The sequence below is a fragment of the Streptomyces sp. F001 genome, from assembly GCF_004187715.1.
Classification (GTDB): Bacteria; Actinomycetota; Actinomycetes; order Streptomycetales; family Streptomycetaceae; genus Streptomyces; species Streptomyces flavusporus.
The window spans coordinates 1-16,547 of sequence record NZ_QZWF01000011.1; the positions used below are offsets into that span (position 1 = coordinate 1).

Below are 16,547 nucleotides of genomic sequence, written 5' to 3' on the forward strand. Positions count from 1 at the left end.
TCCCGAGCCCGGTCCCAGTCGGCGGTGTACTGGGGCAGCGGCGCTGGGAGCTCAGCGGCTGCTGCATCGCTCGACGTCGACTCATTCGTCCCGGACTCGGCCACCGCCTCCCCGTCGGAATCGTCGGTGATGTTCACAGGCTCCTCGCACCGCGGCGGGACAGGCACCGGCTCGGATTCGGCCGACGGTGTTTCGGTCGGCGCCGGTTCGGCCGGCTCATGACGGGACGGCTGCTGTTCCCTCGGCTCCGGACGGGCCGGTGCGTCCTCCGCGCTCTCCGCTGCCGATGCCTCCGGGAGCGCCTTCGTAGACGCCAGGTACTCCCGGAGGGCGTCGCGCATCGCCAGCCGAGGCTCGCCGTGCACCAGCGGTTTGCGGGCCAGGTAGGCCCGGGGCGTCACCCCGCACAGCGCCTCGGAGGGACGGTCGAAGAAGCCTTCCGGCCGCATTCCGGCCTGCGCGACGGCGTCGCACACACGGCGCAGCACCTCGAGCGCTGCAAGCACCGCGTGATCGGCCGGCTCCCGCTCGCGCGCGATACGCAGCACAGCGTCGGCCGCCGGTTGCCCGAGCATCTCGGCGAGCCCTGGACCTCCCACGGCGGCGATCGCGTAGTCCGCGAGCCACGCCTGCCCGGACGGCGACTTGGCCAACCGCCGTGCCCGCTCCCAGTCCTGCACATCCGCGGACGCCACGACTGCGGGTTGTACGGCGTCCTGCGGAGTCACGGGAGCCACCGTTGCGTCAGGGCCGCCGGACGGCGGGGCCGCCGCGACAACCGCCACCTTCCTGCCCGGAACCGGACGAACGGCGCGGGCCGTGCGCGCCGCACGGTGAGCGATGGCAGCGGTACGGACGCTCTCCGCGCTGTCCGGGTCCTCAGCCGCCACCACAGCACGGACACCGAACAGGCGCGCCGTCCGCAGCCGTGACCGGAGGGCGGGCACCAGCTTGGTTTCGAGCTGCCGGATGCGTTCCCGCGTCACGCCGAACTCGCTGCCCAACTGGTCCAGAGTCGAGGCCTCCTCGCCGTCGAGTCCCAGGCGCCGAACGAGAATCCGGTGGTCGCGGCCGGAGAAGGTGTTCACCACGGCCATGGCGTCATCCATGAGCAGCGCACTGTGCACCCGTTCCTCGAATGGCGGCAGGGTGTGGGTCTGAGCGACGAAGTCTCCGAGCGTCGCTCCGTCCCCCACGACACGATCGAGCGAGTCGGTGCGCCGGCTCAGTCGTCGGACCTCCTCGACCTTGCTCAGACTAAGGTCGCAAAGCACCGCTACATCGGCCGCGGTCGCCGGACGCTCGCGTTCGATCAAGGAGCGTTCCGCGTTCGCCACCTTACGGATTGTCTCGTGCATATGAACGGGTACGCGGATGACGGAACCTTCGTCCGCGATGCCCCGTGTGATGGACTGACGGATCCACCACATCGCGTATGTCGAGAACTTGAAGCCCTTGGTCGGGTCGAACTTCCGCGCCGCCCGCATGAGCCCCAGCGCTCCGTGCTGGAACAGGTCCTCGTAGTCCAGTCCCTGTTCCAAGTAGCGAGGAACCAGGCTGTGCACGAGCCCTTGATTGTGTACGACCAAGCAGTCCCGCGCGCGGATTCTGATGTCGTCCGACGACAGGGCGCTCAGCGTCTCCTGATCGGCTTCCTTGTCGAGGCCACCCCGCACGAGAATGGCGAGCCCGACTTCCTCCCGCGCGGTGAGCAGGTGCTTCTCCGGCCGACGCCGGTAGCGGTCCTCGCGCATGACGCGCTCGGCCGCGGCGACCGATGCCGCCAGGTCCGCGTCCGTCGGTACGACCGTTTCGGATGACCCGGAGGGGAAGTCCTCCTCCGATGCGACCTCCAGCCCCTCCATCCTGGAACCTTCGCTGACCGCCGGTTCCTGAGCGGAGGAGCCTACGCCGCCGACTTTCACGTCGCCGACCGGCGCCGGCTCCTCGTCCACGTCTGCGCGGTCCTCTTCGGGTGCGGCCTCGGCCGTCGACTCCGTCGGAGTCTTCTCGGGCCGCACATTGGCCGCATCCCGCAGGGCCGCCGCCTCGCGCGCATTGAGCCCACAGAGCCGTACAACCCCGTCCAGGGCCCGGGACGTCACACGTCCCTCGGCGTCCGCGTACCGCTCCAGCAGGCTCAGCACTCGATCGAGTTGAGGGAACACAATTTCTACACGCTTCCGCGCAACCTTCGGCACATCTGGAATGTCGATGTGTGCATGCGCCACGCCCCTCTGGACAGGCACGTGCAGCCTGGCCAGCTCGTCCCGCAGCCGCTCCCGCTCGTGCTCACGCAACCCGAGCTTGCGCGCCTGAGCGAAGAACACCTCCTCGGGCACGACTCCGCCCACCGCGGCCCGACGGAGTTGCGCCATCAGTTCAGCCAGCGCGGCCTTCGTCACCGGCACGCCCCGCGACCCGGGTTCCTGATGCCCCGCCATGCCACCCACCCCCACACCCGGTTACACGCCAGACCGTAAGGGGCCCTCGTTGACACTGTCAACGGATCGCATATCTAGGAAAGTTGACACGGCTCGTGTACCGTGACGGCGTCCGCACTCTCCGCATGGGAGCCATGTGGCGACGTGTCGGGCACAGGGGCAAGTCCCGATGTGGGACGGGGAAAAAGAGGGCAGGGGAGCAGCCGTGGGCCACGAGCTGATCGATGGCAGGTTCCGCGTCGGACAGGTCATCGGCAAGGGCAGCATGGGGGAGGTCCACCGGGCAGAGGATCTCCAGGCTCCCGAGGGGAGCACCGAACGCCTGGTCGCCGTGAAGACGATCCTTCGCCGTCGTACGGGGGGTCTCATCGACACCGGCGCGGACAACAAGGCCGTGGACCGCTTCGCCCGTGAGGTGCGCATCATGCGCCGCCTCGAGCACCCGAACCTGACACGGCTCGTCGCAGGAGGCATCAGCGCGGACGGCGGAATGCCGTACCTGGCCATGGAGTTCCTGGACGGCGAGACGCTGCGCGACCTCATCGAGGAGGAGGGCCAGCTGCCCATCTCCTGGGTAGCCGCCGTCGGCGCCCAGATCGCCGATGGCCTCTCCGCCGCCCACGCGGCCGACGTGGTACACCGCGACCTGAAGCCCGCGAACGTCATGCTGACCCGTGGCGGAACCGTCAAGGTCCTCGACTTCGGCATGGGCCGCATCGTCGACGACCCGGACGAGGCGCGGCTGACCAGCACCGGCGTGAGCGTCGGCACCGCCCGCTACATGGCGCCCGAGCAGTTCGAGGCCCGCCAGGTCACCCAGGCAGCCGACCTGTACGCGCTGGGCTGTGTGCTGTACGAAATGCTCGTCGGCGTACCACCCTTCGTCAGCGAGTCGCCCTTCGATCTCGCCCGCAAGCACCTCGAGGCCGATCCGACGCCCCTCGGCGTCATCCGCGGTGACATCCCCGCCGAGCTGATACGCCTCGTCGGCCGGCTGCTCGCCAAGGACCCCGCCGACCGTCCGGCGAGCGCGGCCGACGTCCGCGACGCCCTGTCTCCACTGGGCGTACGGGACGGGGACACGCCCCAACTCCCCCACTGGACCGCTCTCGATCCGACACGGCTCCTCGCCGCCCACACCGCCCGCACCGTCACCGCCCCGTCCGCGCCCGCGCCTCGGCCGGCGCCGGTCACCGCCTCCGGCACGGCGATGGACGTCTTCGGCGTGCACCGCGCCCTCATCAAGGACTACCGCGACTTCACCGCGGGCGGCACCGTCATCCGCGACGACCGCATCGCGGCGTTCGTGGAGAAGGACCTCGACGACAAGTCGCAGTGGCCGGACCCCTGGCTGTCGCTCAACCCGTTCTTCCAGAGCGGCGGTACCGTCGCGGAACTGGTCGGGGAGAAGGTCCTCCACCCGGAGTGCGCCCGCATCTTCCAGGCCGGCAAGACGGAGGGCGGCACGGTCCCCGACGGGCGCCCGCTCACCCTCCACCGCCACCAGCGCGAGGCCATCGACGCTGCCGCGCGCGGAGCCTCGTACGTGCTGACGACCGGCACCGGTTCCGGCAAGTCGCTCTCGTACATCGTTCCGATCGTGAACCGCGTCCTTCATGAGCGGGACTCCGAGGGTCCGAAGGCGGTCAAGCGGGTGCGCGCAGTCATCGTGTACCCGATGAACGCGCTGGCGAACAGTCAGCTGAAGGAGCTGGAGAAGTACCTGCGCGACGGCTACGGCCAGAGCCACGAGCCGGTCACCTTCGCCCGGTACACGGGCCAGGAGGACGACGAGAAGCGCAAGGAGATCCGGGACAACCCGCCGGACATCCTGCTCACCAACTACGTGATGCTGGAGCTGATGCTGACCCGGCCCGCCGACCGGGCCAGCCTCATCAAGATGGCCAAGGGCCTGGAGTTCCTGGTCTTCGACGAACTGCACACCTACCGCGGCCGGCAGGGCGCCGACGTGGCCCTGCTCATCCGCCGGGTCCGCGAGGCCTGCCAGGCACCCGAAGTGCAGTGCATCGGCACCTCGGCCACCATGTCGACCGAGGGCACGGTCGAGGACCAGAAGAAGGTGGTCGCCGACGTCGCGAGCAGGCTGTTCGGCACACCCGTCAGCCCCGGGCACGTCATCGGCGAGACGCTCGTACGCGCCACCGACGAGGCCCCCGACACCGTGCCCGTCGAGCGTCTCACCTCACCGGCCGCACCGCGCGCGTACGCCGATCTGGTACGCGACCCGCTGGCCCGCTGGATAGAGACCCGCTTCGGCCTCGCCACGGACGAGGCGACGGGCCGTCTGATCCGTCGCCGGCCCACGAAGATTGAGGTCGCGGCACGCGAACTGGCCAAGCAGTCAGGGGCGTCGAAGGGTGACTGCGCGACTGCCATCGAGGCGACCCTGGAAGCCGGCTCACAGGCCCGACACCCGGTGACCGACCGTCCCCTGTTCGCGTTCCGGCTGCACCAGTTCCTCTCCAAGGGCGACACCGTGTACGTCACCCTGGAGGACAAGCTCTCCCGCCACCTGACCCGCTCCTACCAGCTGGAACAGCCGGGCAGCGGCGGCAAGCTGCTGATGCCGCTGGCGTTCTGCCGAGGAGTACCTGACCGTCTGGCGCACCGAGAAGGACGGCGAGGTCCGCTACGAAGCCCGCCGCGACACCTCCGCCACGGGCGGACGCCAGGGCGACGGCTACCTCTTCATCGACCAGGAGCGGCCCTGGCCCTCCAGCGTCCAGTACGCCGTGGACGACCGCCGGCTGCCCGAGTCCTGGCTGGAGTTGGACGACAGGGGCCAGGAGGTGGTCAGGAAGACGTACCGCGACCGGGTGCCGCGGGCGATCACCGTGGACCCGCTCGGCTACGAGGGCCGGGGCGAGCTGCAGGCCGCGTTCATCCCGTCGCCGTTCCTGTTCTGCCTGCACTGCGGTGTGGCCTACGAGCAGACGCGCGGCCGGGACTTCGCCAAGCTGGCCACGCTGGACCAGGAGGGCCGTTCCTCGGCGACCTCCCTCATCTCGGCGTCGGTGGTGCGGTCCCTGAAGTCGGTGCCCGAGGAGGCGCTGGACAAGGAGGCCCGCAAGCTCCTGACCTTCGTCGACAACCGTCAGGACGCCTCCCTCCAGGCCGGTCACTTCAACGACTTCGTGCAGATCACCCAGTTGCGCGGGGCGCTGTACCGGGCGGCCCTGGACGCGGGCGAGGACGGCCTCACCCATGAGGAGCTGGCCTCGGCGGTGACGAACGCCCTCGGGATCGGCCCCGCGGACTACACCGGCGACGCCGACCAGCCCCCGTCGCTCGCCCGTGCCGCGGCCAAGACGCTGCGCGACGTGGTCGCCTTCCGGCTCTACCTCGACCTGGAGCGCGGCTGGCGCATCACCATGCCCAACCTGGAGCAGACGGGCCTGCTGGAGATCGACTACGCGGACCTGCGCTGGGTCGCGGACAAGCAGGACCGTTGGACGCACACACACGCGGCGCTGCGGGACGCCGATCCTGCTCTGCGGGCCGAGGTCATGAAGGTGCTGCTCAACGAGATGCGCCGTTCGCTCGCCATCGACGTGTCGTACTTCCGCGACGACTTCGACGCGTTGCAGCGGGCGAGCGAGGAGCGGCTGGTGGACCCGTGGGTGCTGTCGGCCTCCGACCGGCCGCGCGTGGGCACCGCCTACCCGCACCCGTCGGGCCGGGGGATGGACCGCTCCGGTCTGTTCCTCTCGGCGCGTGCCAAGTTCGGCAAGTACCTCAAGCGCGCCGACGCCTCCTTCAAGAAACTCTCCCCCGACGACCTGCAGCTCGTCATCGCGGAACTGCTGAAGGTGCTGGCCGCCGACGGCCTGGTGAAGGAGGTGGCGGAGGCGCCGCAGCACGCGGGCCGCTACCGCAGGCCGACGACGGCGGCCACGACCGGCTACCGGGTGGCGGCCCAGTCGCTGATCTGGCGCGCCGGGAAGGGCGAGACGGGCACGCACGACCCGCTGACCCGTACCTACCCCAGCGGCGACGGCCCTCGGGTCAACACCTTCTTCCGGGACCTGTACCAGGAGGCGGCGGGCGCGCTGTCCGGGCTGCTCGCCCGCGAGCACACCGCCCAGGTCGCCCCGGAGGAGCGGGAGCGGCGCGAGGAGGCCTTCCGCAAGGCGGAGCTGAAGCTGCTGTACTGCTCCCCCACGATGGAGCTGGGCGTCGACATCTCCTCTCTCAACGCGGTGATGATGCGCAATGTGCCGCCCACGCCCGCCAACTACGCCCAGCGCTCCGGCCGCGCCGGCCGCAGCGGCCAGCCCGCCCTGGTGACGACGTACTGCGCGACGGGCAACAGCCACGACCAGTACTACTTCCGCCGCTCGGAGCGGATGGTGGCCGGCGCGGTGGCTCCGCCGCGCCTGGACCTGGCCAACGAGGACCTCGTCCTCTCGCACCTGCAGGGCATATGGATAGCGGAGGCCGGTCTGAAGCTGGGCCGCGCGATACCCGAGGTCCTGGACGTGTCGTACCCGGACACCGGCGACCGCCCGGACCCCGCCCTGGAGCTGCTCCCCGACATCCTCGAAGCCTCCCTCGACGAGACCGCACAGCACCGCACGGTGGACGCGGCCCTCAGGGTGCTCGGCCCGCTGCTGCCGGACTTCGCCGACACCACGTGGTGGCACGACGACTGGATCCAGGACCGGGTGCGCACGGTGCCCGAGCGCTTCGACCGGGCCTTCGACCGCTGGCGGCAGCTGTTCCGCGCCGCGCTCGACGACCAGTACATCCAGAACAAGCGCCGGCTGGACTACAGCCTCACCGAGACCGACCGCAACCGGGCCAACGCCCGCCGCCGGGAGGCGGAGACGCAGCTCAACCTGCTGATGAACGAGAGCGTCGACAGCAAGTCGGTCCTCTCCGACTTCAATCCCTACCGCTACCTCGCCTCCGAGGGCTTCCTGCCCGGCTACAGTTTCCCGCGCCTGCCCCTGGCCGCCTACATCCCCACCATCGGCCGCCGCCGGGGCGACGGCGACTACCTCCAGCGCCCCCGCTTCCTCGCCATTCGCGAGTTCGGTCCCGGCGCGCTCATCTACCACGAGGGCGCCCGCTACCAGGTGACCCGCATCCAGCTCCCGCCGGACTCCTCCGGCGACCTGGCGACCAGCGAGGCCCGTCGGTGCGCCCACTGCGGCTACCACCACGACCCGGCCGAGCGGCAGGACCGCTGCCACATGTGCGACGAACCGCTGGGCGCGGCAACCCACGGCCTGCTCCAGCTCCACACCGTCTACACCACGCGCCGGGAGCGGATCTCCTCCGACGAGGAGGAGCGCCGCCGGGCCGGCTTCCGGCTGGAGATGTCGTACCGCTTCCAGGACCACGGTGCCCGCAAGGGCCGCCTCAATGCCTCCGTCGCCGACGCCTCGGGCGCGGCTCTGGCCGACCTGGCGTACGGCGACTCGGCGACCGTCCGCATCACCAACCTGGGCCGGGTACGGGCCAAGAAGGACGAACCGGCGGGCTACTGGCTCGACCTCGCCGACGGCCGCTGGATGAACGACAAAGACGCCGCCGAGGCCTCCGGCGACTCCAGCGAGCTGCCGGTGGTCGACGAGGACGGCAAGGAGCGGCGCCGCAAGAAGCGGGTCATCCCGTACGTGGAGGACCGCCGCAACATCCTCGTCGTCACCCTCGACGAGGCCCTGCCGGAGCCCGAGGCGCTGTCCCTGATGTACGCGCTGGAGCGGGGCATCGAGGCCGCGTTCGAGCTGGAGGACGCCGAGCTCTCCAGCGAGCTGCTGCCGCCGGACGGCGGACCTTGGGGCAGGTTCCTGTTCATGGAGGCGGCCGAGGGCGGCGCGGGCGTACTGCGCCGCCTCCAGGCGGAGCCGGACGCCCTGGCCAAGGCGGCCCAGTACGCCCTCTCGATCTGCCACTTCGACAAGGACGGCACCGATCTCGGCGGCCCGCACCCGGACCGCCCGTGCGCCCTGGGCTGCTACGAGTGCCTGCTCACGTACGGCAACCAGCTCGACCACGCGCTGATCAACCGCCATGCGGCAAGGCACCTGCTGGTGCGGTTCGCCTCGGGAACGGCGGAGCGCGAGTCGCGGGGTGAGTCGCGCTCTGAGCAGTACCGGCGGCTGCTCGACCAGGTCCCGGCGGCACCGACGGCGGTCGAGGCGTCGGCCGCCGCCGACCTGGCCGCGCGCGGTGACTTCCTGGGCTGGGCGAAGGCGCGGGGACTGAACCTCCCGGATGAGGCGGGGCCGTTCCTCACCGAGGCGAACGCGCAGCCCGACTTCGTGTACCGGCTCCCCGGCGGAAACGTGGCCGTCTTCGTGGACACACCCGACAAGGAACAGGACACCTTCCGGGACGAGGACGCCGAGGACCGCCTCTTCAACGCCAGTTGGGACGTCGTCCGCTTCCCGCACGGCGGCGACTGGGATGCCGTCGCCGCAGCCAACGCCCGTTACTTCGGTATCCCGGCCGCCAACTGACCACCTTCTGCTTGAGGACTTGAAGACAGACATGGCACTCACGTACTCCACCGGTTCCCTGGTGAAGGCCCGCGGCCGCGAATGGGTGGTACTCCCCGAGAGCAAGGCCGACCTGCTCGTCCTGCGCCCGCTCGGTGGCTCGGACGACGATATCGCCGCCGTGTTCCCGGCGTTCGAGACGGTCGAGGAGGCCCGGTTCGCCGCTCCGGAGGCGAGCGACCTCGGAGACCAGCGGGCGGCCGGCCTGCTCCGCACGGCCCTGCGGATCGGCTTCCGCTCGGGCGCGGGCCCGTTCCGCTCGCTCGCCGGCATCGCGGTGGAGCCGCGCGCATACCAGCTCGTCCCGATGCTGATGGCGCTGCGCCAGAAGACGGTCCGCATGCTGATCTCCGACGACGTCGGCATCGGCAAGACCGTGGAGGCGGGCCTGATCGCGAGCGAACTGCTCGCGCAGGGCGAGGCGTCGGGCCTGGCCGTGCTGTGTTCCCCGGCACTGGCGGAACAGTGGCAGCAGGAGCTGCGCAGCAAGTTCGGCATCGACGCGGAACTGGTGCTGTCATCGACGGTCACCCGCCTGGAGCGAGGCCTGGACCTCGGCCAGTCCCTCTTCGACCGCTACCCGAACGTCATCGTCTCCACGGACTTCATCAAGTCCACGCGGCACCGCGACGACTTCGTACGGCACTGTCCCGACCTGGTGATCGTCGACGAGGCCCACACATGCGTGGCCGCCGACGACACCAAGACCGGCACGCAGAACCAGCTGCGTTACGAGCTGCTGCGGCGGGTGGCCGAGGACGCGGAGCGGCACCTGCTCCTGGTGACGGCGACCCCGCACAGCGGCAAGGAGTCCGCGTTCCGCAACCTGCTGGGCCTGGTCAAGCCCGAACTGGCCCACGTGAACCTGGAGTCGGACGCGGGCAGGAAGCTGCTGGCCCAGCACTTCGTGGCCCGCAAGCGGGCGGACGTACGCCAGTACCTCACCAAGGAGGACGGTCTGGCCGACGACTCTCTCGCCGAGCGGACGGCCTTCCCCTCGGACCGCTACTTCAAGGACGAGACGTACAAGCTGTCCCCGGAGTACCGGGCCCTGCTGGACGACGCGATCGCCTACGCGAGCGAGCGGGTGGAGGAAGCGGACAACCGGGGCCGGCGCGAGGCGCGAATAGCATGGTGGTCGGCGATCGCGCTGCTGCGCTCGCTGGTGTCCTCGCCGCGCGCGGCGGCGCAGACGCTGCGGACGCGGTCGGCGGCGGCGATCGCGTCGTCGGCGGAGGAGGCCGACAAGCTGGGCGCCCCGCTGAACAGCGACGCGGCTGACAGCGACTCGATGGAGGGCATGGACGTAGCGCCGGGTGCGGAGATCGCGGAGGACGACCCGCGCTCCCGGTTGGCGGAACTGGCAGATCGAGCATCGGAGTTGGAGGGTCCGGCCCAGGACCTCAAGCTGAAGGCGCTGATCAAGCACCTCAAGTCGCTACTCGCCGACGGCTACAACCCGATCGTCTTCTGCCGCTACATCCCCACGGCCAAGTACCTGGCCGAGCAGCTGTCGAACGACCCGGAGACGAAGAAGCGCGGCCCGCTGGGCGCAAAGACGGTCGTCAAGGCGGTCACGGGCGAGCTGTCGCCGCAGCAGCGCATCGACAACATCGAGGCGCTGGCGACGGAGGCCGGCGAGGACGCCGCCGCGCGCCGCGTCCTGATCGCCACCGACTGCCTGTCGGAGGGCGTGAACCTCCAGCACTACTTCGACGCGGTGGTCCACTACGACCTGGCGTGGAACCCCACCCGCCACGACCAGCGCGAGGGCCGCGTCGACCGCTACGGCCAGCGCCGCGACGAGGTCCGAGTCATCACCCTGTACGGCGACGACAACGGCATCGACGGCAAGGTCCTCGAAGTCCTCATCAAGAAGCACCGCCAGATCAAGAAGGACCTGGGCATCTCGGTGTCGGTCCCGGACGAGCTGTCCACGGGCGTGACGGACGCGATCGTGGAGTGGCTGCTGATGCGCGGCCGTGAGAACGAGGACGCCCTGTTCAGCGCGGATGCGTTCAAGGTGAGCACAGCAAAGCTGGACAGCGACTGGAACTCGGCGGCGGAGCGGGAGAAGGCGTCGCGTTCACGGTTCGCGCAGCGCTCGATCCACCCGGAGGAGGTGGCCCGGGAGGTCGCGGCTATTCGGGAGGCGTTGGGCGGTACGGGCGAGGTGGAGACCTTCGTACGAGAGTCCCTGGGCGCGCTGGGTGCCGTACTGCGCGGCGCCGGTCAGACGGAGGACTTCACGGCACAGGTGGGTGGCACACCGGCGGGCCTTCGGGACGCCCTGGCCACAGCCGTAGGCGCGGAGGTGATCGAGCAGGACCGCCCGATCCCGTTCCGGAGCGATCCGGCGGTGGCGCGGGGCGAGGCGGCGCTGGTACGTACGGACCCGGTGGTGGGCGCGCTGGCGTCGCATGTCCTGAACGCGGCATTGGACGCGCAGGCGGACGGCGCCCGCCCGGCGCGCCGCTGCGGTGTGGTGACGACGGACGCGGTATCGACGCGTACGACGCTGCTGCTGGTCCGCTACCGGTTCCACCTGACCCTGCCGTCGCGCAGCGGCGAGAAGCAGCTCGTCGCGGAGGACGCGCGGCTGCTGGCCTTCGAGGGCTCCCCGAAGAACGCGGTGTGGCTGTCGCAGGAGCGGGCGGCGGCGCTGCTGGACGCGACGGCGTCCGCGAACACGGACCCGCACTTCGGCGAGCGCATGATGCAGCGGGTCCTCGACCAACTCCCCGAGGTATACGGCTACCTGGAGTCGTACGGCGAGGAACTGGCCGCCGAGCTGGACACCTCGCACCGCCGGGTGCGCCAAGCCTCCGGCGAGATCGTCCGCGGCCTGTCGGTGACGGCGCAGAAGCCGGCCGACGTCCTGGGCGCGTACCTCTACCTGCCCGCGAACCCCGCTGCTTCCTCCCCTGCCCCTGCTGCTGTCTCTGGAGCGTCCGCCTGATGTCCGCTACGACTCGCCACCAGGTGTTCACCGCCGTCCACACGGTCGGAGGTCTGCTGCCGGCCGACATGCTGCTGCGCATCACCGAGGGCAAGGACGTCCCGGGCTCAAAGCCTGCCGACTACGGCCTGCCGTCGTCCCGTTCGGTACGGGACGAGGCGGAGCGCAGCTGGGAGTACCTGAAGCCGCTCTGGCGCGACGTGCGCAAGCACCTCCCCGAGGACCGGGACACGGGGTTGCCCGCGAGTGACCCGACCGGCCGTGCGGCTGCCGACTGGCTTTCGCCGCTGTGGCGGGAGCTGGGCTTCGGCCGCCTGACGCCGATCGGCACGGACGGCGTCGCGGCCGACTCGGACACGGAGAAGCGGTTCGAGGTCTCGCACCGCTGGCAGCACGCGCTCATCCACCAGGTGGCATGGAACGCCAACCTGGACAAGCGACCGGGCGGCGCGGGCACGGTGCCGCCGCAGTCGATGCTCCAGGAGTGCCTGAACCGGACCGAGGCCCACCTGTGGGGCGTCCTGACCAACGGCCGCCAGATACGTCTGCTGCGCGACTCCAGCGCGCTGGCCACGGCGTCGTACGTCGAGTTCGACATGGAGGCGATCTTCGACGGCGAGCTGTTCAGCGAGTTCGTGCTGCTGTACCGGCTGCTGCACGTGTCGCGGTTCGAGGTCGCGGAGGACGCGGCGCCGTCGACGTGCTGGTTGGAGAAGTGGCGCACGGAGGCGATCGCCCAGGGCACGCGTGCCCTGGACCAGCTCAGGAAGGGCGTCCAGCGGGCGATCACGACGCTCGGCACAGGCTTCCTGAAGCACCCGGACAACCGGGAGTTGAGGGAGGCGCTGGAGGTCAAGACATTCCATTATGCGCTGCTGCGCCTGGTTTACCGGCTGCTGTTCTTGTTCGTCGCCGAGGACCGGGAGGTGCTGCTGTCCCCGTCGGCGGACGAGACGGCGAGGGAGCGGTACGCCGCGTACTTCTCGTCGGCTCGCCTGCGCCGGCACGCGCAGCGGCGCCGGGGCACGGCGCACGGTGACCTGTACCAGGCGCTGCGCTTCGTGCTGGCCGGCCTCGGCAACGACGACGGTCTCCCGGAGCTGGGCCTGCCCGGCCTCGGCGGCATCTTCGACGACACGGAGGCGGACAAGGTCCTGCACGCCCTGTCCCTGTCGAACGAGCCGCTGCTGGAGGCGGTCCGGGCGCTGTCGATCGTCCGCGACACCAGCAGCAAGCGCAACCGGGTGGTCGACTACCGCCACCTGGACGCGGAGGAGCTGGGCTCGATCTACGAGTCGCTGCTGGAGCTGGTCCCGAAGCACAACGCGACCGAGCGCACTTTCGAGCTGGTCGAGCTGGCGGGCAACGCGCGCAAGACGACGGGCTCGTACTACACCCCGTCCTCGCTGATCGACTGCCTGCTGGACTCGACGCTGGACCCGGTGATCGACGACGCGGTGAAGCGGGGGGAGATCCGGGCAACGCGCTCGGGCCAGCCGGACCCGGGCCCGGCCATCGTCGAGGAACTGCTGAACCTGACGGTCTGCGACCCGGCCTGCGGCTCCGGCCACTTCCTGGTGGCCGCGGCGCGGCGCATCGCCAAGCGGGTGGCCGCGGTACGGGAGCAGAACCCGGAGCCGACGATCGACGCGGTACGGCACGCGCTGCACGAGGTGGTCGCGCGCTGCATCTACGGCGTGGACCTCAACCCGATGGCGGTCGAGCTGGCCAAGGTGTCGCTGTGGCTGGAGGCCCTGGAACCGGGCAAGCCGCTGGGCTTCCTGGACGCCCACATCAAGCGCGGGAACGCGCTAATCGGGGCTACGCCAGCACTGCTGGCCAAGGGCATCTCTGACGACGCCTTCAAGCCGATCGAGGGCGACGACAAGAAGGTCGCGACGGCCATCAGGAAGCGGAACGCGGCGGAGCGCGGCGGTCAGCTGAGCTTCCACACCGAGGAACGTATCTGGGTGTCGAACGCTGCTTTCGCGGCCAGCCTGCGCGACATCACTGCCGCCTCCGCAGACACCTTGCGCGACGTCCGACTCCAGTCGAGCCGCTTCCGCGAACTGGAGCAGTCGGCGGACTATCTCCGGGCCCTGCATATCGCCGACGCCTGGTGCGCCGCCTTCGTCTGGCCCAAGGTCCAGGGCGCGCCGACGCCGGTGACAGAAGGGGTCTTCAGGGACCTCCAGAGCGCGGGCGCGGGCATCCCGGTAAGCACGAACGAAGAGATCATCCGCCTCGCCCAACAGTACAAGTTCTTCCACTGGCACCTGGAGTTTTCCGATGTGTTCTCCGTTCCGGAGGACAGCAAGGGCGTGTCGCCAGCGACCGGCTGGGCGGCCGGCTTCGACTGCGTCGTGGGGAACCCGCCGTGGGACAGTGTGGACTTCCGCGAGCAGGAGTTCTTCGCCCAGCGCGCACCGGAGATCGCAGAGGCGTCCCGTACCGTCGTACGGAAAAACATGATCGAGGCGCTCAAGGACTCTCCGGACACACTGCCTCTGCATCAGGAGTTCGAGGCAGGCAAGCGAAAGGTGTATGCCGAGAGCCACTTCCTTCGGCAGTCGGGGCGCGTTCCACTGACGGGGCAAGGGAACCTCAACACATACGCAGTCTTCGCCGAGACCGCCCGCATCCTGCTTGACCCAAAAGGGCGAGCAGGCGTCCTCGTCCCTACAGGAATCGCAACGGACGCGCGCACGCAGCACTTCTCCGGGGACCTGGTACAGAGTGCGGCTATTGCTGCGCTGTACGACTTCGAGAACCGCGCCAATCTTTTCCCGGCTGTGGACTCTCGCATGAAATTCAGTGTCCTGTCTCTAGTCGGCCGCTCCCTGCGCGAACCGGCGGCTCGATTTGCTTTCTTCCTGCACGACCCCGCGGAACTGAACGAAGCGGACAAGAAGTTCACGCTCACACCGGACGAAATTAAGCTTCTCAATCCCAACACTGGAACGCTGCCGATCTTCAGGTCCCGCAGGGATGCCGAGATTACCCTGCGGATGTACCAGCGACTTCCGGTGCTCTGGAAAGAAGGTGGTCCTGGTGGTAACCCCTGGGGGGTGACGTTCTCGCAGGGCCTGCTCAACATGGGCCATGACTCGGCACTCCTTAACACTGGCGAAGAACTGGAAGCCTCCGGCTGGACACTCAACGGCAACGTCTTCGCGAAGGAGGAGAAGCGGATGCTCCCCTTGTATGAGGCGAAGATGCTCCACCACTACGATCACCGGTGGGCGACCTATGGCGCTGACGGCGACACACGGCCGCTAACGCAGGAGGAGAAGGACGACTGTGAGGCCTTCGTGTTGCCTCGGTACTGGGTAGCGGAGGATGACATCCTTTCGGGCAAGGTCGCCGATAAGGGCGCCTACATCCGCACTCCCGGAATCCGCAAGCGTCTCGCCGAGAAGGATTGGCCTCACGGCTTCCTGTTGGGCTGGAGGGACATCTGCCGCGCGACCGACGAACGAAGCATGATCAGTTCCTTCATGCCAAGGGCGGGCGTGGGGCATAAGTTCCTGTTGGCTCTGTCTCAGGCGCCCGAACTACTTGGTGCCGTCTGGTCTTCGTTCGCCTTCGACTATGCGGCACGGCAGAGTATCGGCGGAACGTCCATGAGCTTCTTCATCGTGAAGCAGCTACCCGTCCCCACCCCTGCCCAGCTCTCGGTTCATGTGCCATTCATAACCCCTCGCATACTCGAACTCACCTACACAGCCGCTGACATGAAGGAATTTGCCGCCCATCTCGGGGACAACGGTGCTCCCTTTCGTTGGGATTCGGACCGCCGCCGACACATCCGTGCCGAGCTGGACGCGCTCTTCTTCCACCTCTACGACATTGCCCGAGAGGACGCGGACTACATCCTCGACACCTTCCCCATCGTCAAGCGCAAGGACGAGGCCAAGTACGGCACCTACCGCACCAAGGAACTGATCCTCACCGAGTACGACCGCATGGCCGCAGCCGACGTCAGCCTCGAAATCCCCTTGGTTGACGGTGAGAACTACACCTCCACCCTCACCCCGCCCCCGGGCCACGGCCCTCGCCACCCGGAAAAAACTTCGGACGGAACCGCGACATGAAATACAAAGACGAGGATGAAATCAAGCGCGCGCTTGGAATCGACTCCTGGAGAAACCTCTCCAAAGACAAGATGATCAGGTTCGTGGCCATGATGCCCGACATGAGTACCGAGGTGGCCCTCAAAATCGTTGAACAGTTTCCCACATTCAAGGATTTCGCCCTGAATGTTGTGGATGCGATAAAGAAATCGCATGAGTCCACGCTCTCGGCCAACCAGCAAAGCCAGGAACACGTCCATCGAGCCTTTCAGGATCTCAGAGACACCATCAAGAATGAACTCGGCAAGGGCGACTTGACATGGGAACAAAGGAAAGAGCTCATCGAGAAAATACAGGAAGCGGTAAAGGAGGAGTCCCAGATGGACCGCGAGAATAAACGCTTCTTGGACGGGGCACTCAAGAAAGTTGTGATGGTCGGTGGTGCTGCACTCGCCTTGGGTGTGGCTTTTGTCGGCGGCAGGATAATGGCTGAAAGCAAAGACAGCCCCGAAGAGGGCCTGGAGGCTTAAAATTCGCCCCCGCT

At 68.7% G+C, this 16,547-nt stretch carries 4 protein-coding genes and 1 pseudogene; 4 read left to right on the forward strand and 1 reads right to left on the reverse strand.

The window, feature by feature from the left end; translation table 11 throughout:
- Nucleotides 1–2,444: sigma-70 family RNA polymerase sigma factor (locus tag StrepF001_RS30150; protein WP_129801372.1), on the reverse strand; the 2,444-nt coding region annotated here is incomplete at its 3' end.
- Nucleotides 2,445–2,613: 169 nt separating this feature from the next.
- Here StrepF001_RS30150 and StrepF001_RS30155 point away from each other — a divergent pair.
- The 4 genes and pseudogenes from StrepF001_RS30155 (at nucleotide 2,614) to StrepF001_RS30170 (ending at nucleotide 16,533) form a co-directional block, all read left to right on the forward strand.
- Nucleotides 2,614–8,932 (forward strand): annotated as a pseudogene (locus StrepF001_RS30155) (protein kinase).
- 31 nt (nucleotides 8,933–8,963) lie between these two features.
- Nucleotides 8,964–11,930: a helicase-related protein gene (locus StrepF001_RS30160; RefSeq protein WP_129801373.1), complete on the forward strand. Its 2,967-nt coding sequence runs from the start codon at nucleotides 8,964–8,966 to the stop codon at nucleotides 11,928–11,930.
- Nucleotides 11,930–16,024, forward strand: a complete 4,095-nt coding sequence (locus StrepF001_RS30165; RefSeq protein ID WP_129801374.1) for a DNA methyltransferase — start codon at nucleotides 11,930–11,932, stop codon at nucleotides 16,022–16,024. The genes StrepF001_RS30160 and StrepF001_RS30165 overlap by 1 nt, the downstream gene beginning before the upstream one ends.
- Entirely contained in the window at nucleotides 16,021–16,533 is a 513-nt protein-coding gene (locus tag StrepF001_RS30170; RefSeq protein WP_129801375.1) for a hypothetical protein, read from the forward strand. The genes StrepF001_RS30165 and StrepF001_RS30170 overlap by 4 nt, the downstream gene beginning before the upstream one ends.
- Nucleotides 16,534–16,547 lie beyond the last annotated feature (14 nt).

Coding starts and splice junctions, on each gene's coding strand:
- StrepF001_RS30160 (WP_129801373.1), top strand. CDS start 8,964: ATGGCACTCACGTACTCCACCGGTTCCCTGGTGAAGGCCCGCGGCCGC.
- StrepF001_RS30165 (WP_129801374.1), top strand. CDS start 11,930: ATGTCCGCTACGACTCGCCACCAGGTGTTCACCGCCGTCCACACGGTC.
- StrepF001_RS30170 (WP_129801375.1), top strand. CDS start 16,021: ATGAAATACAAAGACGAGGATGAAATCAAGCGCGCGCTTGGAATCGAC.